Source organism: Microbacterium sp. MF43, assembly GCF_012847295.1.
In the GTDB taxonomy this organism is placed as follows: Bacteria; Actinomycetota; Actinomycetes; order Actinomycetales; family Microbacteriaceae; genus Microbacterium.
On the sequence record NZ_JABBDY010000004.1, the window covers coordinates 331,060 to 355,738 of the forward strand.

At 68.1% G+C, this 24,679-nt stretch carries 23 protein-coding genes; 17 read left to right on the forward strand and 6 right to left on the reverse strand.

Features of this window, described 5'->3' with window-relative positions:
- Position 1: 1 nt before the first annotated feature.
- Positions 2-1,153, reverse strand: a complete 1,152-nt coding sequence (locus HF323_RS13485; RefSeq protein WP_169583160.1) for a DUF4192 family protein — start codon at positions 1,151-1,153, stop codon at positions 2-4.
- Positions 1,154-1,282: 129 nt separating this feature from the next.
- Here HF323_RS13485 and HF323_RS13490 point away from each other — a divergent pair, with 129 nt between their 5' ends.
- The 3 genes from HF323_RS13490 (at position 1,283) to HF323_RS13500 (ending at position 3,875) form a co-directional block, all read left to right on the forward strand.
- On the forward strand, positions 1,283-1,489 hold the full coding sequence (locus tag HF323_RS13490) for a hypothetical protein (RefSeq protein WP_169583162.1): 207 nt from the start codon (positions 1,283-1,285) through the stop codon (positions 1,487-1,489).
- Between the two features lie 54 nt (positions 1,490-1,543).
- A complete protein-coding gene (cls, locus tag HF323_RS13495; protein WP_188241707.1) occupies positions 1,544-3,010 on the forward strand; it encodes a cardiolipin synthase in 1,467 nt (488 codons plus the stop codon).
- Positions 3,011-3,137: 127 nt separating this feature from the next.
- Positions 3,138-3,875: a hypothetical protein gene (locus tag HF323_RS13500; protein ID WP_169583164.1), complete on the forward strand. Its 738-nt coding sequence runs from the start codon at positions 3,138-3,140 to the stop codon at positions 3,873-3,875.
- A gap of 123 nt (positions 3,876-3,998) precedes the next feature.
- Here HF323_RS13500 and HF323_RS13505 read toward each other — a convergent pair whose 3' ends face one another.
- Together HF323_RS13505 and HF323_RS13510 are read right to left on the reverse strand one after the other, a co-directional pair.
- Complete coding sequence (locus HF323_RS13505; RefSeq protein ID WP_169583166.1) at positions 3,999-4,229, reverse strand: helix-turn-helix domain-containing protein; 231 nt, start codon at positions 4,227-4,229, stop codon at positions 3,999-4,001.
- A complete protein-coding gene (locus tag HF323_RS13510; RefSeq protein ID WP_169583169.1) occupies positions 4,226-4,960 on the reverse strand; it encodes a hypothetical protein in 735 nt (244 codons plus the stop codon). Before HF323_RS13510 ends, HF323_RS13505 begins: the two co-directional genes overlap by 4 nt.
- A 223-nt stretch (positions 4,961-5,183) precedes the next feature.
- Here HF323_RS13510 and HF323_RS13515 point away from each other — a divergent pair, with 223 nt between their 5' ends.
- From HF323_RS13515 to HF323_RS13525, 3 genes are all read left to right on the forward strand, one after another.
- On the forward strand, positions 5,184-7,709 hold the full coding sequence (locus HF323_RS13515; RefSeq protein WP_169583170.1) for an ATP-dependent Clp protease ATP-binding subunit: 2,526 nt from the start codon (positions 5,184-5,186) through the stop codon (positions 7,707-7,709).
- 191 nt (positions 7,710-7,900) lie between these two features.
- Complete coding sequence (locus HF323_RS13520; RefSeq protein WP_169583173.1) at positions 7,901-8,407, forward strand: amino-acid N-acetyltransferase; 507 nt, start codon at positions 7,901-7,903, stop codon at positions 8,405-8,407.
- On the forward strand, positions 8,404-8,670 hold the full coding sequence (locus HF323_RS13525; protein ID WP_169583174.1) for a hypothetical protein: 267 nt from the start codon (positions 8,404-8,406) through the stop codon (positions 8,668-8,670). The genes HF323_RS13520 and HF323_RS13525 overlap by 4 nt, the downstream gene beginning before the upstream one ends.
- A gap of 17 nt (positions 8,671-8,687) precedes the next feature.
- Here HF323_RS13525 and HF323_RS13530 read toward each other — a convergent pair whose 3' ends face one another.
- On the reverse strand, positions 8,688-9,005 hold the full coding sequence (locus HF323_RS13530; protein ID WP_169583176.1) for a zf-TFIIB domain-containing protein: 318 nt from the start codon (positions 9,003-9,005) through the stop codon (positions 8,688-8,690).
- 115 nt (positions 9,006-9,120) lie between these two features.
- On the opposite strand from HF323_RS13530, the gene HF323_RS13535 reads away from it, so the two are divergent.
- On the forward strand, positions 9,121-9,804 hold the full coding sequence (locus HF323_RS13535; RefSeq protein ID WP_188241706.1) for a hypothetical protein: 684 nt from the start codon (positions 9,121-9,123) through the stop codon (positions 9,802-9,804).
- 400 nt (positions 9,805-10,204) lie between these two features.
- Here HF323_RS13535 and HF323_RS13540 read toward each other — a convergent pair whose 3' ends face one another.
- A complete protein-coding gene (locus tag HF323_RS13540; RefSeq protein WP_169583178.1) occupies positions 10,205-11,740 on the reverse strand; it encodes an amino acid permease in 1,536 nt (511 codons plus the stop codon).
- A gap of 165 nt (positions 11,741-11,905) precedes the next feature.
- Between HF323_RS13540 and HF323_RS13545 the strand changes: the two genes are divergently transcribed.
- The 6 genes from HF323_RS13545 (at position 11,906) to HF323_RS13570 (ending at position 18,170) form a co-directional block, all read left to right on the forward strand.
- Entirely contained in the window at positions 11,906-13,261 is a 1,356-nt protein-coding gene (locus tag HF323_RS13545; RefSeq protein WP_169583180.1) for a glutamine synthetase family protein, read from the forward strand.
- A 46-nt stretch (positions 13,262-13,307) separates the two neighbouring features.
- Entirely contained in the window at positions 13,308-14,036 is a 729-nt protein-coding gene (locus tag HF323_RS13550; RefSeq protein WP_188241705.1) for a gamma-glutamyl-gamma-aminobutyrate hydrolase family protein, read from the forward strand.
- Complete coding sequence (locus HF323_RS13555) at positions 14,033-15,397, forward strand: aldehyde dehydrogenase family protein (protein WP_169583184.1); 1,365 nt, start codon at positions 14,033-14,035, stop codon at positions 15,395-15,397. The genes HF323_RS13550 and HF323_RS13555 overlap by 4 nt, the downstream gene beginning before the upstream one ends.
- A 106-nt stretch (positions 15,398-15,503) precedes the next feature.
- Positions 15,504-16,277, forward strand: a complete 774-nt coding sequence (locus HF323_RS13560) for a 3-oxoacyl-ACP reductase (protein ID WP_169583186.1) — start codon at positions 15,504-15,506, stop codon at positions 16,275-16,277.
- A gap of 2 nt (positions 16,278-16,279) precedes the next feature.
- On the forward strand, positions 16,280-16,996 hold the full coding sequence (locus tag HF323_RS13565; protein WP_169583188.1) for a GntR family transcriptional regulator: 717 nt from the start codon (positions 16,280-16,282) through the stop codon (positions 16,994-16,996).
- Between the two features lie 94 nt (positions 16,997-17,090).
- Positions 17,091-18,170, forward strand: a complete 1,080-nt coding sequence (locus tag HF323_RS13570; protein WP_169583190.1) for an enolase C-terminal domain-like protein — start codon at positions 17,091-17,093, stop codon at positions 18,168-18,170.
- A gap of 27 nt (positions 18,171-18,197) precedes the next feature.
- On the opposite strand, the gene HF323_RS13575 is transcribed toward HF323_RS13570, so the two are convergent.
- Positions 18,198-19,400, reverse strand: coding sequence for an ROK family transcriptional regulator (locus HF323_RS13575; protein ID WP_169583192.1), 1,203 nt, complete (start codon positions 19,398-19,400; stop codon positions 18,198-18,200).
- Positions 19,401-19,509: 109 nt separating this feature from the next.
- Here HF323_RS13575 and HF323_RS13580 point away from each other — a divergent pair, with 109 nt between their 5' ends.
- From HF323_RS13580 to HF323_RS15500, 4 genes are all read left to right on the forward strand, one after another.
- Positions 19,510-21,381 (forward strand): beta-galactosidase family protein, encoded by a 1,872-nt coding sequence (locus tag HF323_RS13580; protein ID WP_169583194.1) that lies wholly within the window; start codon positions 19,510-19,512, stop codon positions 21,379-21,381.
- A 114-nt stretch (positions 21,382-21,495) separates the two neighbouring features.
- Positions 21,496-22,794, forward strand: a complete 1,299-nt coding sequence (locus tag HF323_RS13585; RefSeq protein WP_169583196.1) for an extracellular solute-binding protein — start codon at positions 21,496-21,498, stop codon at positions 22,792-22,794.
- A gap of 69 nt (positions 22,795-22,863) precedes the next feature.
- Positions 22,864-23,811 (forward strand): sugar ABC transporter permease, encoded by a 948-nt coding sequence (locus HF323_RS13590; protein WP_169583198.1) that lies wholly within the window; start codon positions 22,864-22,866, stop codon positions 23,809-23,811.
- A complete protein-coding gene (locus HF323_RS15500; protein ID WP_211160583.1) occupies positions 23,808-24,677 on the forward strand; it encodes a carbohydrate ABC transporter permease in 870 nt (289 codons plus the stop codon). Before HF323_RS13590 ends, HF323_RS15500 begins: the two co-directional genes overlap by 4 nt.
- Positions 24,678-24,679: the final 2 nt, after the last annotated feature.

A 24,679-nucleotide genomic window follows, 5' to 3' on the forward strand; every position in this document is an offset into this window, starting at 1 on the left:
GTCATCGCGCCCCCGAGGAGCGCCGGAACGCCCAGTCGGGCAGGTGGCCGGCGTGGACGAAGGAGCGCACGATCTCGCTGAGGCCGTGCTCCGGCTCGATCGCGCAGGCCTCGGCGGCGTAGCGGTCGGCATGGGTCGAGCGACCGAGCGCCCACGAGAGCCATGCGCACATCGCCAGCGGGCCCGGCTTCGACGTGCGAGGGGCTTCGGCGGCCACGTGCCGCGCGAGCGTGAGCGCGCGCTCGAGGCGTTCGACGTCGGGTCGGTCGCCGTCGCCCCACAGCCGCATCGCGAGGTGCACCGGATACTCCTCACCGGACTCCCACCGCAGCTGCGCCTCGAACGCCTCGTCGCCGTCGTCCATCGTGCCGGTCCACTGCACGAGGGCGACGTCGCGCAGGGACGGCCTCGACAGGCACCACGCCAGCGCTGCGCTCTGATACGGGGTGAGGTCGTCGGGGTGCCACGCGAGCGCATCCTCGAAGAGAGCGGGGAGGTCGTCGAGGTGGCACACCGTGGCGAGCGCCGTCGGGTCGACCCGGTCGTCGTCGACGGATGCCTCGCCCGCCGTCCTCGCCCGGTCGTCCTCCCCGCAGAGGAGCTCCACCGCCCGGTCGAATGCGCGCAACGCCCGCCCGACTCGCTCGGCGCGCAGCAGTCCGACCTCGGGCAGGGTCGCGCCGTCGGACTGGTCGCCGAGGGCAGGGGGGACCGCGTCGGCGCCCTCCGGCAGGACGTCGAGCTCGGCGAGCGGCCGGCCGCCGGCGGGCAGGGCGGGGTCGTATCTCGAGCCCCAGCCGTCAGCAGCGACGCACAGCGCGTCGGTGGTGCGCAGCCCGCACGTGTCGGCGCGGCGCTCGACGGCTGCGAGGAGCGCCTGGTGCGGCATCCCGCCACCGGCGAACTCGGCCGCGCTGTACACGACGGCTGCGACGGCGTCGGCCTCAGGCAGCCGGCACACCATGCCCAGGACCGTCGCGGCGATGCTGTCGACGGACTCGTCGTCGCCAGGTACGTCGAAGCGCAGAGCGCCGAGGCTCCTCGCCCCGGCGAAGGGGATCATCACGAGACTCTCGGCGGGCTGGTAGCCGAGCATGCGCGGGACGAGGGACAGGAACTCCGCGGCGTCGGCCGCCTTGATGATCGTCGTCATGCCGACCGACTCTGCCGTGGGCGGGAGACCGGCGGGGGAGGCATCCGCCCCCCTGGGAACATCGCGTGATGCGCTCCGCTTGTGGGGGAAGCGCGAGAGCGGCGGTGGGTGGCCGCGTATCCTTGATGCATGGACGATTACTGGGTCGCCGTCGTGTGGACGCTGCTCCCGACGATCGTCGTCAGTGCCATCTTCTTCTTCGTGCTCCGCAGCATCATCCGCGCGGACCGCACCGAACGGCGCGAATACGCCCGCATCGAAGCCGAGGAACGCGCCAAGCGCGGCCTGCCGCCGGTCGCGGCATCCGTCGAGACACCCACCGCATCCGAGCGCTGACCCCGGTCCCCACTAAGGTGGGGCACACGCATCCGGGGAACGCGAGGAGCATTCGTGATCACTGTCACGTTCGACGCGACGTGGTGGCTGGTGCTCGTCTTCGTGACCGACCTCGTCATCCGGATCGCCGCGATCATCATCGTTCCGCGCAATCGCCGCCCCACCGCCGCGATGGCGTGGCTGCTCGCGATCTACTTCATCCCGATCATCGGCGTCTTCCTGTTCCTGCTGATCGGCAATCCCCGGCTGCCGCGCAAGCGCCGCCGCAAGCAGGAGCGGATCAACGACTACATCCACGACACGAGCGCGTCGCTCGACTTCGGCACGCTGCGCCCTCATGCGCCGGACTGGTTCACCTCGCTGGTCACCCTCAACCGCACCCTCGGCGCCATGCCCCTGGCCGGCGACAACTCCGCGCACATCATCGGCGGCTACCAGGAGAGCCTCGACGAGATGGCCAATGCGATCCGCAAGGCCGAGCGCTACGTGCATGTCGAGTTCTACATCTTCCAGGCCGACCACGCGACCGACAACTTCTTCACCGCGCTCGAAGAGGTGAGCGCGCGCGGGGTCACCGTCCGTGTTCTGCTGGACCATTGGGCGAACCGCGGAAAGCCGTTCTACAAGGCGACGCTCAAGCGGCTCACCGCGATGGGGGCGCAGTGGCACCTGATGCTCCCCGTGCAGCCGCTCAAGGGCAAGTACCAGCGTCCCGACCTCCGCAATCACCGCAAGCTCGTCGTCATCGACGGGCGCGTCGCGTTCACGGGCTCGCAGAACGTCACCGACTCCACCTACAACCTGCGCAAGAACATCCGTCGCGGCCTCCACTGGGTCGACCTCATGGTGCGCATCGAGGGGCCGGTCGTGGCATCCGTCAACGCCGTCTTCCTGTCGGACTGGTACAGCGAGACCGATGAGATCCTCACCGACGAGATCGACCTGTTCGACGTGAAGTCCGGTCCGGGAGACCTCGACTGCCAGATCGTGCCGTCGGGGCCGGGCTTCGAGTTCCAGAACAACCTCAAGCTGTTCGCGGCGCTCCTGTACGCCGCCCAGCGCCAGGCGATCGTCGTGAGCCCGTACTTCGTGCCCGACGAGGCTCTCCTGCTCGCGATCACCACGGCGTGCCAACGGGGCATCCACGTCGAGCTGTTCGTCTCGGAGGAGGGCGACCAGGCCCTCGTGTACCACGCCCAGCGCAGCTACTACGAGGCGCTGCTGCGCGCCGGCGTGAAGATCTGGATGTACCAGCGCCCCTTCATCCTGCACTCCAAGTCGATGACGATCGACGACGAGGTCGCGATCGTCGGCTCGAGCAACATGGACATGCGCTCGTTCGGTCTCAACATGGAGATCTCGATGCTCGTGCGCGGCGAGGAGTTCATCCGCCAGATGCGCGCGGTCGAAGACGGCTACCGCTCGCTGAGCCGCGAGCTGACCCTCGAGGAGTGGATGAAGCAGCCGCTGCGCTCGACGGTGCTCGACAATCTCGCGAGGCTGACCTCGGCGCTGCAATAGGTGATCTTCGGGGTGATTGTGACCCGAGCGTGACCGAGACCCCTGAGATTCCCGTCCCGGTTGGGACACCATAAGGTCGACGGATGCCTCGGCCCGGCGTCCGCTCCGTTCACGGAAGGGTTCTCCCATGGCTCCTCGCACTCGCTCCGCTCTGGCCGGCCTCGGCCTGGCAGTCCTCCTCACCGGTGTGCTCGCGGCATGCGCCACCGGAAGCGGCGGCACCACCCCGTCGGCATCCGAGGGAGGTGACGACGACAACGGCTCGGGCAACGAACAGGAGGTCGGAGCCGCCTGGCTCGACGGCGGCCGCGCGATCGGCATCGTCACGCAGGGCAGCTCCACGTGCATCCCCACAGCCGAAGAGACGACGTACGCCGACGGCGTGCTGAACGTCACGCTGGTCGAGGTGGAGGGCGACACCGCGTGCACCGCGGATCTCGTGCCGCGCGTCTCACTCGTTCAGGTTCCCGGAGACGTCGATCCCGAGCAGGACCTCGAGATCAAGGTCACGGGCGACGGCTGGACGGGCGACACCGACCTCGGCGGCGTGCCGGGCCTCAAGACCGGAGGCGAGACCGACTACCTCCCGAGCGCCGGGTGGACCGACGTCGACGGCCAGTTCGTCATTCTCACGTGGGGCTCGTCCTCGTGCGTGCCCGTCGTCGAGAACACCGAGGCGACGAGCGCGACCGAGATCACCGTCACCTTCGTCACCCCGCCCGCCGACCAGGTCTGCACCATGGACATGGCCCCGCGCGGCACGGTCGCCTCCGTGCTCGAGGTCGAAGACGAGGACGCCGAGATCTTCGCGATCCTCACCGGCGCGGAGTTCGACAACGTGCGGATCCCGATCATCCCCAACTGAGTCGGCAGGGGAGCGGATGCCTCGGCCGAGGCATCCGTCCCTTCGCATGGCGCGCCCCTTTCCTGCGCGCGCTGCACCGATCCACGCAGCGCGTGCAGGAAACGGCAGCGCTCGGCCCGCCGCTCAGTCGGCGCGGACCAGCAGCTCGCCGATCTCGCAGTCCAGAGCCCGGCAGATCGCGGACAGCGTGGAGTAACGGATCGCCCGCGCGCGGTCGTTCTTGAGGATCGACAAGTTCACGACCGAGACGCCGACGAGCTCCGACAGGCGCGTGAGCGTCATGCCGCGCTCCTCGAGGAGCTCGTCAAGGCGGCAGTGGACCCCGGACGGGCCGTCCTCTTCGGCGGGGCTCACACCAGCGTCTCCGTGTCCTTCTGCATGCGCACCCCGATCTGAAAGGCCGCCGCGACGAGCGCCAGGCCGAGCGCCCAGCCGATGGGCGCGAAGTCGAGGTTCATTGTGAAGAGGCTCAGGCCGGGATACGGGCCATTCCCGTCGTCGCCCCCGGTGACTTCTCTCACGCCCAGATACTCCACGGTCGCCGTGCGCCCGAACGCGCCTGCCACTTGCCCTCCCAAGCCGCCGATCACGACTGCGACAGCTGCGGCGCCGATCACATGAGGCAACGCGCGCGTGAAGGGCCTGCCTCGGAGGAGCATGATCGACAGCCAGGCCACGGCTACCCCGATCGCGATGGAGGTGAGCGCCGGGAGAGCCGTCTCGAGATAAAGGAGCCAGCGGGGACCGAGCGGGAGGCCGCTCACCTCGACCCATGCGGTTTGGTACCCGCTGTTGACGAGATGCTCGACGCCGTCGAGGCGGTCGATGGGTGAGCCGTAGTACCCGATGTCATTCACGATCGAGGGTTCCGAGCCGAAGACGACGACTGCATTCGTGACGAGGCTGAGCGTGCCGAGCGCTGCGGCGAGCATTCCTCCCGCGCCGACGAGTGAGACGATCCATGACTCCAGCGGGGTGAGATTCCCTCCGCGAGGCGGACGCCGGCGCGCGACGATGACGAGCACGAGGGCGGTGCCCACCGCGATCGGCAGGACCACCGTAACCAAGAGGACCTCTGTCGGCACGATCGCCTCCATATCGATAAACGTTGTTATTGAAAAACGATATGGCGGCGCAGTGCACGCGTCAAGAACCGAAACGGGACGGATGCCGCGGCATCCGTCCCCGTACGTCACGACCGATCCGCCCCTGGCGAACACGGACTTGCGGCCCCGACCCTCTCGTTACCCTCGATGTAAGGCGCCAGGAGTGCATCCGCGCACCGGTGGCGCCCCGGAGGAGTGAACGATGTTCGAGAGATTCACCGACCGCGCACGTCGGGTGGTCGTCCTCGCCCAAGAAGAGGCGAAGATGCTCAACCACAACTACATCGGGACTGAGCACATCCTGCTCGGTCTGATCCACGAGGGCGAAGGAGTCGCCGCCAAGGCACTCGAATCCCTCGGCATCTCCCTCGACGCCGTGCGCGAGCAGGTGCAGGACATCATCGGCCAGGGTCAGCAGCAGCCGACCGGGCACATCCCGTTCACCCCGCGCGCCAAGAAGGTGCTCGAGCTCTCGCTGCGCGAGGCGCTCCAGCTCGGCCACAACTACATCGGCACCGAGCACATCCTCCTCGGCCTCATCCGCGAGGGCGAGGGCGTCGCCGCCCAGGTGCTGGTCAAGCTCGGCGCCGACCTCAACAAGGTGCGCCAGCAGGTCATCCAGCTGCTCTCGGGCTACCAGGGCAAGGAGCCGGCCGGCGTCGCGAGCGGCGCAGGCGAGCAGACCCAGGGCACCACGCAGGGCGGCTCGCAGGTGCTCGACCAGTTCGGCCGCAACCTCACGCAGGCCGCGCGCGACAACAAGCTCGACCCGGTGATCGGGCGCGAGAAGGAGATCGAGCGCGTCATGCAGATCCTGTCGCGCCGCTCCAAGAACAACCCCGTCCTCATCGGCGAACCCGGTGTCGGAAAGACCGCCGTCGTCGAGGGTCTCGCGCAGGCCATCGTCAAGGGCGACGTCCCCGAGACGCTCAAGGACAAGCAGCTCTACTCCCTCGACCTCGGCTCGCTCATCGCCGGTTCGCGCTACCGCGGCGACTTCGAAGAGCGCCTGAAGAAGGTCACCAAGGAGATCCGCACGCGCGGCGACATCATCGTCTTCATCGACGAGATCCACACGCTCGTGGGCGCCGGTGCCGCTGAGGGCGCCATCGACGCCGCGTCGATCCTCAAGCCGCTCCTCGCGCGCGGTGAGCTCCAGACGATCGGTGCGACAACGCTCGACGAGTACCGCAAGCACTTCGAGAAGGATGCCGCGCTCGAGCGCCGCTTCCAGCCGATCCAGGTCGCCGAGCCGAGCCTGCCCCACGCGATCAACATCCTCAAGGGTCTGCGCGACCGCTACGAGGCGCACCACAAGGTGCAGATCACCGATGGAGCCATCGTCGCGGCGGCGAACCTCGCCGACCGCTACATCTCCGACCGCTTCCTGCCCGACAAGGCGATCGACCTGATCGACGAGGCCGGCGCGCGCCTGCGCCTGTCGATCCTGTCGAGCCCGCCCGAGCTGCGGGAGTTCGACGAGAAGATCGCCAAGGTGCGCGAGAACAAGGAGGTCGCCTCCGAGGAGCAGGACTTCGAGAAGGCCGCTTCGCTGCGCGACGAGGAGAAGTCCCTGCTCGCCGAGCGGCTGCGCCTCGAGAAGCAGTGGCGCTCGGGTGACGTTGCCAGCCACGCCGTCGTCGACGAGGGGCTGATCGCCGAGGTCCTCGCGCAGGCGACCGGCATCCCGGTGTTCAAGCTCACCGAGGAGGAGTCCTCGCGGCTCGTGTTCATGGAGAAGGCGCTGCACCAGCGTGTCATCGGCCAGGAAGAGGCGATCGCCGCCCTGTCGAAGACGATCCGCCGCCAGCGGGCCGGACTCAAGGACCCGAAGCGCCCCTCGGGCTCGTTCATCTTCGCCGGACCCACGGGCGTCGGAAAGACCGAGCTCGCCAAGGCGCTCGCCGAGTTCCTCTTCGACGACGAGGCCGCGCTGATCTCGCTCGACATGTCGGAGTTCGGTGAGAAGCACACCGTCTCGCGTCTGTTCGGTGCCCCTCCCGGATTCGTCGGCTTCGAAGAGGGCGGCCAGCTCACCGAGAAGGTCCGGCGCAAGCCGTTCTCGGTCGTGCTCTTCGACGAGATCGAGAAGGCCCACCCCGACATCTTCAACTCGCTCCTGCAGATCCTCGAGGAGGGTCGCCTGACCGACGGTCAGGGTCGTGTCATCGACTTCAAGAACACGGTGATCATCATGACGACGAACCTCGGTTCGTCGGCGATCGCCGGCGGCCCCGTGGGCTTCCAGGTCGAGGGCAACAGCGGCACGACCTACGAGCGGATGAAGGGCAAGGTCAACGAAGAGCTCAAGCGCAACTTCAAGCCCGAGTTCCTCAACCGCGTCGACGACATCATCGTCTTCCCGCAGCTCGACAAGGACGAACTGCGGCAGATCGTTGGTCTGTTCACCAAGCGCCTCGGCGAGCGTCTGCTCGACCGCGACATGACGCTCGAGCTGACGGACGCCGCCAAGGACAAGCTCATCGAGATCGGCTTCGACCCCGCCCTCGGTGCCCGCCCGCTGCGTCGTGCGATGCAGCGCGAGGTCGAGGACCGGCTGTCCGAGAAGATCCTGCACGGAGAGCTCGAGCCCGGTGACCACGTGAAGGTCGACGCACAGAACGGGGAGTTCGTGTTCGACCACGGTCCGCGCGGCGAGAAGGTTGCGGTCGGGGTGGTCCACAACGGCGAGATCACGGCCACGCCGGATCTCGCGGCCAACGCCTGAGTTCTGAAGGACGACGCGAAGAGCGGATGCTGCAGGCATCCGCTCTTCGTCGTTTCCGGCCCCGCGATCGGCGTCGAAGTACCAGGCAGAACGCCGCGCAGGTCGCGCGCTGAGGCGTTGTCACGGCGTGGCTCGTGAATCCTCGACGCCCGCGGCCTCGGCCGGGTCGGCCGGGGCCCTACGCTGGACGGGTGAGTGAGTTCACGGTCCGTCCGGCGCGGACGCAGGACGTGCGCGGCATCCAGGCGATGCTCGAGCCGTTCGTGCAGCGCCGGATCCTGCTCGGCAAGGACCTCGTGGTGCTCTTCGAGGCCACGCAGCAGTTCGTCGTCGCCGAGGATGCGGCGGGCAACCTGGTCGGCTGCGGGGCGCTGCACGTCATGTGGGAGGACCTCGGTGAGATCCGCACCCTCATCGTCGTCGACGAGTGGCTGCACCACGGCGTCGGCCGCGCGATCGTCGAGTCGCTCGAGGAGAACGCACGCCGCCTCGGTCTGTCGCGGCTGTTCTGCCTGACGTTCGAGGTCGACTTCTTCACCCGGCGCGGGTTCGCCCCGATCGGCGAGCAGGTCGTCGATCCCGACGTCTACTCCCAGCTCATCCGCTCACCCGACGAAGGTGTCGCGGAATTCCTGGATCTTGCCCACGTCAAGCCGAACACCCTCGGCAACACCCGCATGCTGAAGGTCCTCGGTTGAGGCCCGGCATCTGGTCGTACGTCTTCGGAGGCGTCGGCCTGCTCGCGTTCCTGGGCACGGCCGGGCTCTACGCGGGCGCGACGGAATTCCTGCCGCTGTGGGGCCTGGCGATCCTGTGGGCGGCGTGGGCCGCGCTGCTGGTGTTCGCCATCTGGCTCATGCGGATGTCGCCCGCGTGGGTTCTCGCTGTCCCGGTGCTCTCGGTGATCCTCTTTGCGATGCTGACCGGGATCCTCGAGGTCGTGCTGCTCTTCCTGCTCTGAGCCTCTCGGGGGCGGGCTCAGTCGAACAGGTCGCTGAGCCAGTGCTCTTTCTTCTTCGGGCGGTGCCCCGGGTTGTAGCCCCGCTGGTCGTAACGCGGGTCGTATGACTGCTGACCGTAAGGGTCCTGCGCGGGCGGGGCATACCCCTGCTGCCCGTACCCCGACGCCGCCGGCGCTGCGGGTGCTGCGCCCGCCGATTCGCGCGCCGCGCGCTCGAGGATCTTGTCGAGCTCGCCGCGGTCGAGCCACACGCCGCGGCAGGTGGGGCAGTAGTCGATCTCGACGCCGGAGCGCTCGCTCATCACGAGCACGGAACCGTCGGTGGGGCACTTCATGGGGTCCTCCTCGATGTCCGTTCGACCCTATCGATCCCGCCCTTGCGCCACCTGTGAAGGCCGGGAGCGGGCGTGCCGGACGGGTGGGGCGGATGCCTCGACCTACGCTGGAGAGGTGACCGGTACGAGCCCCCGCAGAAGCCACTCCCCGGCGGTGTACCGACGCCGCCGGCTGGTGCTGCTGCTGGCGCTCCTCGCGATCGTCGCGGGGGTGGTGTGGCTTCTCGTGGCGCAGCCGTGGGCGGGCGCGGCATCCGAGAATCCGTCGCCCCAGGTGTCGCAGACACCGGATGCCTCCCCCACCCCTCCCGCGACGCCGACGGCGACGCCGACCGCCGAAGCTGTCGCCACACCCGCACCGACTCCGTCGGGCACGGGACAGCCCGCCCTCGATCCCTGCGACGACGGCGATGTCGCCGTCGAGGCGGTCACCGACCGCAGCTCCTACGCCGCCGATCAGCAGCCGGCTCTCACGATCAAGCTCACCAACACCTCCCCGGCCGACTGCACGCTCAACGTGGGCACGAGCGGCCAGGTGTTCACGGTGACGAGCGGATCGGATGTCTGGTGGCGTTCCACCGACTGCCAGACCGAGTCGAGCGACATGGTCGTCACACTCAAGGCCGGACAGTCCGTGGCGAGCGCGTCACCGCTCGTCTGGGACCGCACCCGCTCGTCGGTCGACACGTGCGACGACGACACGCGCCAGCGCGCACCGGGAGGCGGGGCGTCATATCACCTGTCGGTGCAGATCGCCGGCATCGAGGCGGAGTCGACAGCCCAATTCCTGCTCTACTGACGAGGCCCCCGACTGGCCGCGACCTCGCGGCTTCGGCGCGTAGTCGTCCGAGGCACGGAAAAGGCCCCCGGGGTTGGGGACTCCCGGGGGCCTGCCACTGTCGATCTAGACGGGCGCCCCCAAGGCGCGGATCTTCGACAATGTGTGAGGTGATGCTGGGGACATCACGCTCCGAGGTGCTGGGGACACCTCGCGTACAAGATTACGTGGATTGGTTGAACCTTGTCTGTCCCCACTTCGGTGGACAAAGTGCTCAGGATTCGCTTTAGAAACGCGCATCCTGTCCCCCTTATGGGGGACAAGGCCCTCGTTTTCGTGATTCGTCTGCCCGACGCGCCCAGAAAAGGATGCGGGGTCGAAGCGTCCCCCCGGACCGCTCCGACCCCGCGCTTACCCCTTGCTAGGGCTTGTCGCTGCCGAAGACCTCGGTCTCCATCGCGTCGTATCCTTCCGCCTGCGGGTCACGGTGCAGGCCGCCGGAGATCGCGTACTCCTCCTCGGGCGAGAGCACGAGGCGGTGCCGGAAGAAGAAGGCGAACCCGAGAAGGATGATCACGTACACCACCGCGATGGCGACGATGGCCGGTCGCGCGGGTTCGTTGATGAAGAATCCGAAGAAGATGAGCACTGACACCGCGCCGGCGATGACGGCTCCGGGGATGCCCCACGGGCTGCGGTACGGCCGCTCGACGTTCGGGTACTTCCGTCGCAGGATCACGTACGACACCATCTGCAGCGCGTAGGCGATCACGGCTCCCCAGATCGCGATGTTGAGGACGATGGCGCCCGCCACGCCACCTGTGCCGCCGAGTGCGTCGACGAGGAGGAGTGCGACGAAGCCGATCACGGCGCCCACGACGAGTGCCACCCACGGCGTGGCCCGCTTTCCGGTCAGCGAAAGGAACCGGGGGTAGTAGCCGGCGCGGGAGAGCGAGTACATGTTGCGGCCGTAGGCGAACATGATCCCCTGCAGCGACGCGAGGAGGCCGATGAGGGCGAACAGGGAGAGGACGGCGGCAAGCTCATCTCCGACGATCGCCCGGAAGCCGTCCAGCAGTGGTTCACCGGCAACACCGGTCGCTTCGGCTCCGACGACGCCCGTGTTGAGGAACAGGACGAGCAGGCCCGTGATGATGAGCGTCGTGCGAGCGATGAACCCGGCGCGCGGGATGTCGCGCTGCGGGTTGTGCGACTCCTCGGCGGCGAGCGGAAGCTCTTCGATTCCGAGGAAGAACCACATCGCGTACGGGAGGGCGAACAGGATCGGGATCCAGCCGTGGGGCAGGAACGCCGTCTGGCCGGGGTCCGGCGGGATGTCGAAGAGCTTGTCCCAGCTGAACTGGCCCGAGAAGAGCGCCATCGCCGAGAAGACGAGGATGATGCCGATCGAGATGATCGACACCACGATCGCGAACTTGAACGAGATCGAGGCGCCCGCGGCGTTGAGCGCGATGAAGGCCGCGTACAGGATGATCCACCAGATCCAGGTGGGCATCGAGAAGTTGAGGAGCTCGCTCGTGATCGCATCGGCATAGGACGCCGAGAAGTACACGATCACGGCCGTGGTCGCGACGTACTCGATCGTCTCTGCGAGGCCTGTGACCAGACCGCCCCACGGCCCCATCGCGGAGCGCGCGAACGAGTACGCACCCCCTGTGTGAGGCATGGCGGCCGCCATCTCGCCGATCGAGAAGATCATGCCGTAGTACATGACCACCAGGATCGCGAAGGCGATGAGCATGCCCCCGAAGCCTGCGAAGTCGATGCCGAAGTTCCAGCCGGAGAAGTCTCCGGAGATGACGGCGGCGACGGCTAGTCCCCACAGCCCCCACACGCCGGCTGATCGCTTCAGCGTCCGCTTCTGGAAGTAGTCCTGGCCAGCACGCGTATAGGTCGCCCCAGCAACCTTCGCGGAACCATCGCTCGACTGTGACATCGATCCTCCGTGCACTCGGGTTGGACGCAGGGGGTGCGTCTTGCGCTGATTGTGGCGCTTATTGGTGGGCTGTGTCTACCTTTGGGGAGGAAAATCTCGTTACAGTGGACCGGAGCGCGGCCGAGCGGACCGCGCTCGCGACGCGTGAGACAGGAGGATGTGCGCATGCCGGGGAATCTCACCGTTGCGGACCTCGACGCCGCGATCTCGGCGGGCGAGATCGACACCGTCATCGTCGCGTTCGCCGACGCGCAGGGAAGGCTCGTCGGCAAGCGCGTCTCGGCGCGGCTCTTCCAGGAGGAGGTGCTCGGCCACGGCGCAGAGGCGTGCAACTACCTCCTGTCGGTCGATGTCGACATGAACACCGTCGACGGCTACGCGATGTCGAGCTGGGAGACGGGCTACGGCGACATGATGCTGCTGCCCGACACTGCGACGCTCCGCCGCGTGCCGTGGCATCCGGGCAGCGCCCTCGTGATGGCCGACCTCGCGTGGGAAGGCGGCGACCCGGTGGTGCAGTCTCCCCGCGACATCCTCAAGACGCAGCGCCGGCGCCTCGCCGACCGGGGTCTCGTGGCCTACTCCGGCACCGAGCTCGAGTTCATCGTCTTCGATGATTCGTATCGGGATGCCTGGGCGAAGGGCTACCGCGACCTCACCCCGTCCACCGACTACAACGTCGACTACGACCTCCTCGCCTCGGGTCGGCTCGAACCCCTGCTGCGCGACATCCGTGTCAGCATGGACGGCGCGGGCCTCTACACCGAGGGCGTCAAGGGCGAGTGCAACCTGGGTCAGCAGGAGATCGCGTTCCGCTACGCCGAGGTGCTCGAGACCGCCGATCAGCACACGATCTACAAGAACGGCGCGAAGGCGATCGCCGACAGGCACGGCAAGGCCGTCACGTTCATGGCCAAGTTCAACGAGCGCGAGGGCAACAGCTGCCACATCCACCTGTCGCTGCGCACCGGGGCCGGCGAGCCGGTCATGGCCGGCGACGGGGACCACGGGTTCAGCCCCCTCATGGAGCACTGGATCGCGGGTATCCTCGCGACCCTCCGCGAGTTCACGCTGCTGTACGCGCCGACGATCAACGCCTACAAGCGCTACGCGAAGGGCTCGTTCGCGCCGACCGGAGTCGCCTGGGGCGTCGACAACCGCACGTGTGCGCTGCGCGTGGTCGGTCACGGGTCCTCCCTCCGCGTCGAGAACCGGGTCCCCGGCGGGGACGTGAACCCGTACCTCGCGATCTCGGCGATCATCGCCGGCGGCCTGCACGGCATCGAGCACGAGCTGCCGCTGCCGGAGGCCTTGACGGGCAATGCGTACGCGGCGGGCGTCGACCACCTGCCGACGACGCTCCGAGAGGCCGCCCAGCTCTTCGACCAGTCCGCGATCGCCCGTTCGGCCTTCGGTGACGACATGGTCGATCACTATCTGAATCAGGCGCGCGTCGAGGTCGAGGCCTTCGACGCCGCCGTCACCGACTGGGAGAGGGTGCGTGGTTTTGAGCGCCTCTGATCTCGATACACCGCCCGCAGCGGCACACGATCTCCGGAAGCGGCCGGTGATCGGCCTCACCACCTACCTCGAGCAGGCGAAGCAGGGTGTGTGGGACGTGCGCGCGGCGTTCCTGCCGCAGCAGTACTTCGACGCCGTGACCGCCTCGGGCGGGATCGCCGTGCTGCTGCCGCCGCAGCCGGATCCGGATGCCGCGGCCCCGGCCGTGCTCGAGGGACTCGACGGCCTCATCCTGACCGGCGGACTGGACGTCCAGCCCGAGCTGTACGGCGCGCCGAGGCATCCGCTCACCGACCCGGCCCGGCCCGACCGCGACGCATGGGAACTCGCCCTCTTCCGCGGTGCGGAAGAGAGACGGATGCCTGTGCTCGCGATCTGCCGGGGCCTGCAGCTCGTCAACGTGGCCAGGGGAGGCACGCTGCACCAGCACCTCCCCGATGCACTCGGCACCGAGCGGTACCGTGTCGGCGGCGGAGTCTTCGCCACGAACGAAGTCGTCGTCGACGAAGGCTCCCGTCTCGCGGGCCTCGTCGGAGCCGGCCCGCTCGAGGTGCACAGCTACCATCACCAGGGCGTCGACCGTCTCGGCGAGGGGCTGGTTGTGAGCGCCCGCACCGACGACGGGCTCGTGCAGGCGTTCGAGTCCGAAGGCGAGCAGTACCTCGTGGGCGTGCAATGGCACCCCGAGGAGAACGCCGAGGACCGGCGGCTGTTCGCGGGCCTCGTCGGCGAAGCTGCGCAGTACCGCTCGACGACCGGGACGGTGCGCGCATGAGCGGGACGTTCACGCTGATCAACCCGGCGACGGCGGAGCCGATCCGCGAGGTCGCCCGCGCCTCGGTGGAAGAGGTCGACGCGGTCATCGCGCGGGCGAAGCACATTCAGCGGGCCTGGGCCGGCATCACGCCCCTCGTGCGAGCCGACGCCCTCCGCCGATTCGCCCGCGTCGTCGAGGACCACATCGAGGAGCTCGCGCAGCTCGAGGTGCGCAATTCGGGGCATCCGATCGAGTCCGCGCGTTGGGAGGCGTCGCACGTCGCGCAGGTGCTCAACTACTACGCGGGAGCGCCCGAGCGGCTGAGCGGTCGGCAGATCCCCGTCGGGGGCGGGCTGGATGTCACGTTCCACGAGCCCTACGGGGTGGTGGGCGTCATCGTGCCGTGGAACTTCCCGATGACGATCGCGTCGTGGGGATTCGCTCCGGCGCTCGCCGCGGGCAACGCGGTCGTCCTCAAGCCCGCAGAGCTCACGCCGCTGACCGCGATCCGCCTGGGCGAGCTCGCCCTCGAGGCGGGCCTCCCCGAGGGCCTGTTCGCGGTCGTGACCGGGTCGGGGTCGGTCGTCGGCCAGCGGTTCGTCGAGCACCCCGACGTGCGCAAGGTCGTCTTCACGGGATCGACCGAGGTCGGCGTCGAGGTCGCCGCGGGCTGCGCGCGCGGCCTGAAGCCGGTCACGCTCGAACTCGGCGGCAAGAGCGCCAACATCGTGTTCGACGACGCGAACCTCGAGCTGGCCGCCGAACTCGCGCCGAGCGCCGTCTTCGACAACGCCGGGCAGGACTGCTGCGCCCGAAGCCGCATCCTCGTGCAGAGGTCCGTGTACGACCGGTTCCTCGAACTGCTCGAGCCCGCGGTGCATGGCTGGAAGGTCGGCGACCCGAACCTCGAGTCCACGCAGATGGGTCCGCTGATCTCGGCGTCGCACCGTGACACCGTCTCGGGCTTCCTCGAGGGCGCGAACGTCGCATTCCGCGGCTCGGCGCCGGACGGCGACGGGTTCTGGTTCGCGCCGACCGTCGTGCTGGCCGACCGCGCCGACCGCATCGCGAAGGAGGAGGTGTTCGGACCGGTCGTCGCCGTGCTGCCGTTCGAGGACGAGGCCGACGGCATCCGTCTCGCGAACGACACCATCTACGGTCTCGCCGGATCGATCTGGACCGAGAACCTCGGCCGCGCCGTCCGCGTGGCACAGAGGGTGAAGAGCGGCGTGCTGTCGGTCAACTCGCACGCGTCGGTGCGCTACTGGACCCCGTTCGGCGGCATGAAGGCCTCGGGCCTCGGCCGGGAACTGGGTCCCGACGCCGCCGAGCACTTCACCGAGACGAAGAACGTCTATTTCGCGACGGATGCCTCATGACCGCGGCACGGATGTCCCGAAGCCTCCCGCTTCGGCCGCCGGTAAGCGGCGAACTTCGGGACACGGGGCGAAAACTTCGGGACACGCCTGGGAAGGGAAGCACGACATGGATCTGACGCAGCGCCTAGGGGGCAGGGTCGCCATCATCACCGGCGGCGCGTCCGGCATCGGACTCGCGACCGCGCGCCGGTTCGCCGCCGAGGGCGCTCGGGTCGTGATCGCCGACCTCGACGCCCCGAGCGGAGAGGCCGCCGCCGCGGAAGTCGGGGGTGTCTACCGGCAGGTGAACGTGGCGGACGAGGCATCCGTCGACGCGCTCTTCGATGGCGTCGCGGCCGAGTTCGGAAGCGTCGACATCGCGTTCAACAACGCCGGCATCTCTCCCGCCGACGACGACTCGATCGAGACGACCGAGCTTCCGGCGTGGGACCGCGTGCAGGACGTCAACCTCAAGAGCGTCTACCTCTGCTCCCGCGCCGCGCTGCGGCACATGGTGCCGGCGCGAAAGGGCTCGATCATCAACACGGCCTCGTTCGTGGCGCTGCTGGGGTCTGCGACCTCGCAGATCTCGTACACCGCGTCGAAGGGCGGCGTGCTGGCGATGACCCGCGAACTCGGCGTGCAGTTCGCGCGGCAGGGCATCCGCGTGAACGCGCTCTGCCCCGGTCCGGTGAACACGCCGCTCCTGCAGGAGCTCTTCGCCAAGGACCCCGAACGGGCACAGCGGCGTCTCGTGCACGTCCCGATGGGCCGGTTCGCCGAGCCCGAGGAGATGGCCGCCGCCGTCGCCTTCCTCGCCTCGGACGACGCGTCCTTCATCACCGCCACGGCCTTCGTCGTCGACGGCGGCATCACCAACGCCTACGTCACGCCGCTGTGACCATGACCGAGACGCCGCTGCGCGAGGTGCGACGGGCCGTGTACCGGCCCGTCCGCGAAGGCAACGCCCTCGAAGACACCGTCGCCCGCCTCGTGCAGACGATCCGTCTCGGTGTCGTCGCGCCGGGGGAGTCGCTGCCGCCCGAGCGCGAGCTCGCCGCCCGGTATGCCGTGAGCCGCGACACCGTGCGCGAGGCCATCCGCGAGCTCGCCGACACCGGATACCTCGTGCGCCGCCGCGGCCGGTACGGCGGGACGTTCGTCGCCGACCCGCTGCCGCAGCCGCCGCATCCGGGAACCGTCGATCCCGCCGAACTCGACGACGTGCTGGGGCTCCGCCGGGTTCTCGAGGCCGGCGCGGCGAGGGCCGCCGCCTCGCGCACGCTCGACGCCGCCCAGCGCGATGAGCTGTGGGCGCGGTACGAGGCGGTCGCCGAGGCATCCGAACCCGACTACCGCCGCCTCGACACGCTGCTGCACCTCGCCATCGCCGAGGTCGCCGGCATCCCCTCGCTCGTGGCGCTCGCCGCCGAGAACCGCGCGCAGGTCAACGCCTGGCTCGACACCTTCCCTCTGCTGCCGCGGAACATCGAGCACTCCAACGCCCAGCACGAGAGCATCGTCACCGCGATCCTGGCCGGGCGAGCGGATGCCGCAGAGGCCGCGACCCTCGATCACCTGGCCGGCTCCGAGGCGCTGTTGCGGGGCTTCCTCGCCTGACGCGGGGCGCGGAGCGGGGGGCTCCTGCTTTGACAACCGAAAGGGCATTAGATAACGTCTTTTCGATATAATCCCTCGACTGATCGGAGCCCGGGTGCGCATCGTCGCTGTGGACGTGGAGCTCGTGGACGTGCCGGCCCAGCCGATCTACAGCTGGCGACAGGGGCTACCGGGGTCGGAGGGCGCCTCGGTCGGCGCATGGATCGCCATTCGCACCGACGCCGGAATCGATGGATTCGGGTTCTGCCACCGGGGCGTGATCTTTCAGGACATCGTCGAGCGCCGTCTGCGGAACGAACTGATCGGCGCGGATCCCCTGGACCGCGAACTCCTCTGGCATCGCCTATGGGAACTGGATCGTATCGAGTACTTCCCCGTCTACATCGCCGGGGTGATCGATGTCGCACTGTGGGACGTGGCCGGCAAAGCCGCCCGGATGCCGGTGCATCAGCTCATCGGCTCGTACCGCGACTCGATTCCGGCGTACGCGTCGACAGCTACGTTCGGGAGCATCGAGGAATATCTCGACGTCGCGGACCAGTGCCTGGAGGCGGGCTTCTCGGCCATCAAGCTTCACGCATGGGGAGATGCGCGCAAGGATGCGCGCCTCAGCGAGGCCCTGCGCGAGCATGTCGGCGACGAGGTCCCGCTCATGTACGACGGGTCGGGCGGCTTCGACCTCCTCGATGCCATCTACCTCGGTAACGCACTCGATGCCGCCGGCTACCTCTGGTACGAGGAGCCCATGCGCGAGTACAGCGTGTCCGCCTACCGGCAGCTCGGCGAGCGGGTCGACATCCCGCTGCTGGTAGGCGAGGTTTCACCCGGCGCCCACATGAACACCGGCGATTACGTCGCGACCGGAGTGGCCGCGGCCGTGCGTACCGGAGCCACGCTTCGCGGAGGGATCACCGGCTCTCTCCGCATCGCCCATCTCGCCGACTCGTACCTTCTGCGGGCCGAGGTGCACGGCGGTGGTCTGCCGAACACCCACCTCTGCATGGCGATCGGCAGCAACACGTTCTATGAATCGCTGATCTACTCCAACCCCGTCGTTCGACCCGCCGAGGTCGGTGCTGACGGCCTCGTGCGCGCCATCGACCGGCCCGGGATCGGTTGGGACTTCGACAGCGCCACGGCGCCGTCGACGTCGTTCGTCAACGCGAGTCGCTGATCTCGCGCCGCGGCTCGCTCGTGGAGATCAGACGGAGACGACCTGGTACGGGTCGCTGAAGATCCGGGTCTCGACGTCGTCGAGCGCGGAGCGAATCGCGCCGAGGGTGATCGAGTCGTCTCCGAGCTCTGAGACGCGTACCTCGGGCGGGAACGGGCAGCTGGCGTCAAGCCGGCGCTGAACCGGATCGACGGTGACCTCGCCGGCGCGAGCGAGGTCACCGCCTATCACGACGATGGCAGGATCGAACGCCGCGACGATCGGCGCGACGTGGTCGATCAGCTCTCTCGCGAAGTCCTCCACGGCGAGCCGCGCGGTGTCGTCGCCGAGCATCGCAGCATCGAAAATCGGTCCGGCATCTCCGATGTCACCACCGACGCCCGCGCTGCCCGCGGGCGTGAGGACTCCCAGAGGGTGCTCGAGGAGGGTGCGGTAGGCGTGCATCCACGCAGTCGCGGGTGCGCGACCCAGTTCGCCCGCTGCTCCGTGGGCTCCGATGAGCGGCTTGCCGTCCACGACCACCCCGACACCCATGCGCTGACCAGCATGCAGATGCACGACATCGTCGGCCGTCTGCGCCGCCCCGCGCCAGCGCTCGCCCAAGGCGCTCAGGCGGACGTGGTTGTACGCGCTCACGGGTGCGGCGAGCATGCGGGAGACCTCGTCGGCGAGGTGAAGACCCTGCCAGCCGGGAAGGTTGTTGCGAAGGATCCGCCCGTCAGGACCGACGACGCCCGTCGAACCGACGACCCCGCCCAGGATGTCATGGCTCTCCACGCCTGCCTCCCGAAGTGCCGCGCCGACCGATTCCCCGATCAACTCGAGCCGATCCTCGGCCGGCAGCAGTGGCGGGGCGGGGCGGCGGTCGCGACCGAGAACCGTCCCGCCGAGGTCTGCGACCGCCGACGAGACCGACGTCGCCTCCACGTCGACGCCGACGACATATCCCGCAGTCGGACGGAATCGGAATCGACGAGCGGGGCGACCGGCCGATCGGCGGGCCCCCGGCTGCGGCGTGATGACGTCGATCCACCCGGCGGCATGGAGGCTCTCGGCGGCCTCCTCGGCAGTGGGGCGCGACACGTTCACCGCGGCGGCCAGCTGACTGACCGTCAGCCCACCGAGCTCCCCGGCCGAGTCGGCGCCGTTTCCGTGCTCGTAAAGGGCGTGGAGGACCGCCGAGGAGTTGAACCGCCGGAGGAAGGATGGGTCGCCACCGGTCGCGTGCACGGGTCTCCTTGACGTCATGATCAGGTCAACATAATCTACTGAGACACTTTGTAAAAGCACTTGACAATTCGGCCGTAGTCAGTGCCGTCCTCATCGCTGAAGAGCACCCATGACGTCCCCTCGCAACGCAGCCCCTCGCCTGACGCTCGGCGGGGGCGGCTTTCTCCGTGAAGGCCGCCCGCATCGGATCCGATCGGGCTCGCTCCACTACTTCCGCGTGCATCCCGATCAGTGGCAGGACCGGATCCGTCGGCTGGCAGCCCTCGGCCTCAACGCTGTAGACAGCTATGTCCCCTGGAACTTCCACGAGCGTCGGCGCGGACGGCGGCGCTTCGACGGCTGGCAAGACGTCGAGCGCTTCTTCGGGCTCATCGCCGACGCGGGTCTCGACGCGATCGTGCGACCGGGGCCCTACATCTGCGCAGAGTGGGACAACGGCGGGCTGCCGGCCTGGCTGACCGGCACGCCCGGCCTTCGCCCCCGCTCCAGCGACCCAGGCTTCCTGGAGGCCGTCGGCGAGTGGTTCGACGCGCTCGTCCCACGCCTGGCGAGGCTGCAGGCGTGTCAGGGCGGGCCGATCGTCGCTGTGCAGGTCGAGAACGAGTTCGGCAGCTTCGGCGACGACGTGCAGTACCTCGAATCCGTGCGGCGGATGCTGGTCGACGGGGGCATCCGGGAAATGCTCTTCACCGCGGATGGGCCGACCGATCTGGCGCTCGACGGCGGCACCATGCACGGCGTGCTGGCTGCCGCCACATTCGGCTCGCGCGTCGGCGAAGCCGCCGGCACGATGCGGGCGCGCCGGCCCGCTGAGCCGCTGTTCTGCGCCGAGCTGTGGAGCGGGTGGTTCGATCATTGGGGCGAGCGCCACCACGTCCGGCCGGCAGACGGTGCTGCGCGGACCCTGACGCAGCTGATGGACGCTGATGCCTCGGTGAACCTGTACATGGCGCACGGTGGCACGAACTTCGGCCTCTGGTCTGGCGCAAACCACGACGGGACGCGGGTGCAGCCGACGCAGACGAGCTACGACTCGGATGCACCCGTGGCCGAGGATGGCTCTCTGACTGCCAAGTTCTTCGCCTTCCGCGCGATCTTCGCGCGGAGCGGTGCCGGCGAGCTTCCGCCGGTGCCTCTGCAGCAGCCGCGGCTCGCCCCGCGGCTGCTGCGGACGACCCACCGTGCGGAGCTCCTCCCCGCGTTGCGCGCTGCAGCGGAGCCGATAGGCCTCGCCCATCCGCCGACGTTCGAGGAGCTGGGGCTCGACGCCGGCCTCGTCCTCTATCGCGCGACGCCCCTGCTGCCGGAGCGCGAGGTGCGTCTCACGATCGGCCGGCTCCGGGATCGCGCGCTCGTCTTCGCAGACGGAGCGATGGTGGCGGTGATGGATGCCTCCACTGCCGCCGACGGCGTCGTGCTGCCCGGGCGAGGGCGTCGCGTCGAGCTCGAGATCCTCGTGGAGAATCAGGGGCGCATCAACTTCGGCCCGCTGCTCGGGGAGGGGAAGGGGATCCTCGACGGCGTGTGGGTGGACTGGCGACGGGTGAACGGCTGGACGGCCCGCGCGCTGCCCCTCGATGAATGGGGCGAGGGGGTGTTGGCCACGCTGGCCGGGCGAGGCGCATCCGATGCGGATCCTTCTTCCGCCGGGGTGGCGACGGCCGAGCTCGTCGTGGACGAGCCGGGGGACGCGTTCCTGGCCTTTCCGGGATTCTCCAAGGGGTTCGTCTGGATCAACGACTTCCTCCTCGGCCGTTATTGGGAGATCGGGCCGCAGGAGACGTACTATGTGCCCGCACCTTTGCTGCGGCGGGGGATGAATATCGTCACGGTGCTCGAACTCGAGCGCTGTGGGGCGGCCATAGCGGTCTGCGCGGAGGCCAGGCTCGGTCCGGTCGAGGTGTACAGCGAAGACCTCGCAGTGGAAGCCGCAGAGTCGAACAGAGCGCACGATGATCTCGATTCGGTCACACCCGCTTGACGCAGGACAGATCGCCTGCGATCCTCGATTCATCGATTATGAAAGAAACCTATTTTTCTAATCGATACCTACCCGGAACACTCCGTGTTCACTGCATCGTCGAAGGAGACTTACATGCGCAGAAGGATGCCCCTCGCCGCCGTTGCTCTCGCCGTGGGCGCTGTCACGCTCAGTGCATGCGCGGCCGGTGGAAGCACGTCCACGGGCAGCGGAGGGAACGGTGAGGACGTCGAGCTGACGTTCTTCACCTTCGAGACGCCCAACCTGACGCCTGAGTACTGGGACGAAGCCGTCGCACGCGCGTCGGCCGAGGTTCCCGGTGTGAAGATCAACCGCATCGTCGGTGAGAACAGCCTGGACTACCTCCAGAAGCTGTGGTCGTCGGGCCAGGCCCCCGACATCATCGTCGGCGGCCCCGCCCTGGAGCCCTTCGTCGCCAAGGGGCAGCTCGCCTCGTGGAGCGAGGACGAGATGGGCGAGCTCGAGGTGCCCGCGAACTTCGTCGGCGAGATCGACGGCAAGGTCTACGCCCTGCCCCAGATCGGTGCACAGACCATCCCTCTCGTCTACTACAACGCCGACCTCTTCGCGAAGGCCGGCATCAAGGAGGCGCCCGGCAGCTGGGACGAGCTCGTCGAGACCTGCGAACAGCTGACGGACGCCGGCATCAAGGCCATCGAGGTCGGCGGTGGCGGCGGTGAGACCTGGGTGACCATGGTCACGTCCTCGGCGATCATCCAGGCCGATGTTCTCGGCGAGGACCCCGAGTGGTTCGACAAGCGCGGCGAGGGCGAAGTGTCGTTCTCGGACGATGAGTTCGTGGCCGCCGCCCAGAAGGTCGCCGACCTTTCCGAGAAGGGCTGCTACGACACCGACGGACTCAGCCGCACGTACGCCGAGACCGAGCAGGCGTTCCGCGACCAGAAGGCGGCCATGTACCCGATGGGCAACTGGTTCGCGGCTGCCGCTGACACGACCCCGCTCGACTTCGAGCTCGGCGTGTTCGCCATGCCGGGCGAATCCGGCAACCCCATGCCGGTCGTGACCGGCCCGGGCCTGGCCGTCAACGCCGAGGCTCCTGACGTCGACCTCGCCAAGAAGTGGGCGCTCGCGTTCCAGACGAACGAGAAGAACGTTCAGGCCAACATCAAGACCGACGGCGGTCTCGTCGGCGAAGAGATCGAGCTTCCGGACGGTCTTGGTGACGCTTACCTCGCAACGAACGACGCCTACCGTGAGGCGCTCGCCAACGACGAGACCGTTCCGGCCGCGTTCTACATCCAGGGCGTCACGCCTCCCGGCTTCGCAACCGCTATCGAGCCGGCCGTGGTCGACCTGATCAACCTGCGCATGACGGCCGAGGAGTTCGGTGCGTTCCTCGACCAGAAGTGGGATGAGCTCGAAGTCGAGTGAGTTCGTCCCGGGAGGGGCAGCTCGCGAGCTGCCCCTCCCATCCACCTACGCCCGATAACGGAGTCATAGATGACCGCTCTCCAAGAAGCGCGCATCGCCGTCGCGACTGCGCAGCGTGAACCCGAGCGCCGCCGGAAGGCGCGCGGAGGCAGCCGCCTCATTCAATTCTCGGTCTTCGTGCTTCCCGCGCTGGTCATCTACCTGGGACTGGTGCTGGTCCCCATGGGGATGGCGATCGTCACGAGCACGACGGACTACAACGCCTTCCGGCCCGACGTCAGCTTCATCGGCCTCGAGAACTACGTGCGGCTCGCCAATGACCCGGCATTCCTCAGGGCGCTGACCAACACCGTGATCATCGCGGTGATGGTCACGCTGATCCCGAACGCGCTGGGATTAGGCATCGCGATCCTGCTCGATCGCACGGGGTGGGTGTTCAACGCGCTCCGAGCAGCATTCTTCATCCCCGTCGTACTCTCCGCCGTGGTCGTCAGCGTCACGTGGGGCATGATCCTCAGTGACGACGGACTGCTCAACACGATGCTCATGAACGTCGGCGTCCAAGACCCGCCGGGATGGATCTCCGATCCCAACCTCGCGCTCTACACCGTCGGTGCGGTGATCTGCTGGCAGTCGCTCGGCATTGCGGTCGTGCTGTATCTCGCGGGTCTTCAGGGCATCCCCAAGGAGCTGCTCGAAGCCGCGGAGATCGACGGCGCCGGCCCCTTCACCCGCTTCCGCACCGTGACGTGGCCGCTGCTCGCGCCGGTCGTCACCATCAGCGTCGTGCTCAGCCTGATCGGGGGATTCAAGACCTATGACCAGGTGAAGGTCCTCACGAACGGTGGTCCCGGAGTGGGGACGACCAACACCCTGGCCTTCGACATCGTTCGATACAGCGTCGAGGCGGGCCAGGTCGGCTATGGCCAGGCGATGGCCACGGTCATGCTCGCGATCATCGCCTTCGTCTCGATCGTCGTCCTTCGACTCCTGCAGCGCAGGGAGGTAGACCTGTGAGCACCACCGTCTCACGCCCCCGCCGGCGGCTGCGTGACCGCGACAACTCGGTCGGACCTGTTCGCGTCCTGATCGGCACGGTCATCGCCGCCTTGTTCTCGGTACCGCTCTACCTGGTGATCGTGAATGTGTTCAAGCCGAGCACCGAGATCTTCGCTCACCCGGCCTCGCTGCCCGAGACCCCGACTCTGGCGAACTTCGGCGCCGTCCTCACCCGGTCGGACAACCTGTTCTGGAACGGCCTCATCAACAGCACGCAGATCACGGTGATCTCCGTACTGGTGACGATCCTCCTCGGGAGCATGACCGCGCATTACCTGGCACGAAACACGGGCAAGGTGACGCAGATCGTCATCGTCCTGATCGTCGTCGGCATGATGATCCCGGGGGCGGTCATCATTCAGCCCATCATCCAGATCCTGCTCGGCGTGGGCCTCATCGGCACGATTCCCGGCCTCATCCTCGTGAACATCGCGAGCTCGCTGCCCTTTGCGATCATGGTCTTCCTGGGCTTCGTCAGGAGCATCCCGATCGAACTGGAACAAGCCGCAGCGGTCGATGGCGCTGGCCCGTTCCGGATCTTCTGGCAGATCGTCTTCCCCCTGATGCGCCCCGCTGCCGCGACAGTTCTGATCTTCGTCGCCGTCGCCGTGTGGAACGACTTCATCATGCCCTTGATCATCCTGGGGCCGGGCAACGGCACCACGATCACTGTCGGGGTGTATCGATCGGTGAGCAAGTACGTGTCGGACTTCGGGGCGGTGTTCGCCTTCATGCTGCTCGCGACGATCCCGATCCTGATCCTGTTCCTCTTCTTCCAGCGCTACTTCGTCAAGGGCCTCATGAGCGGGGCAACGAAAGGATGAAC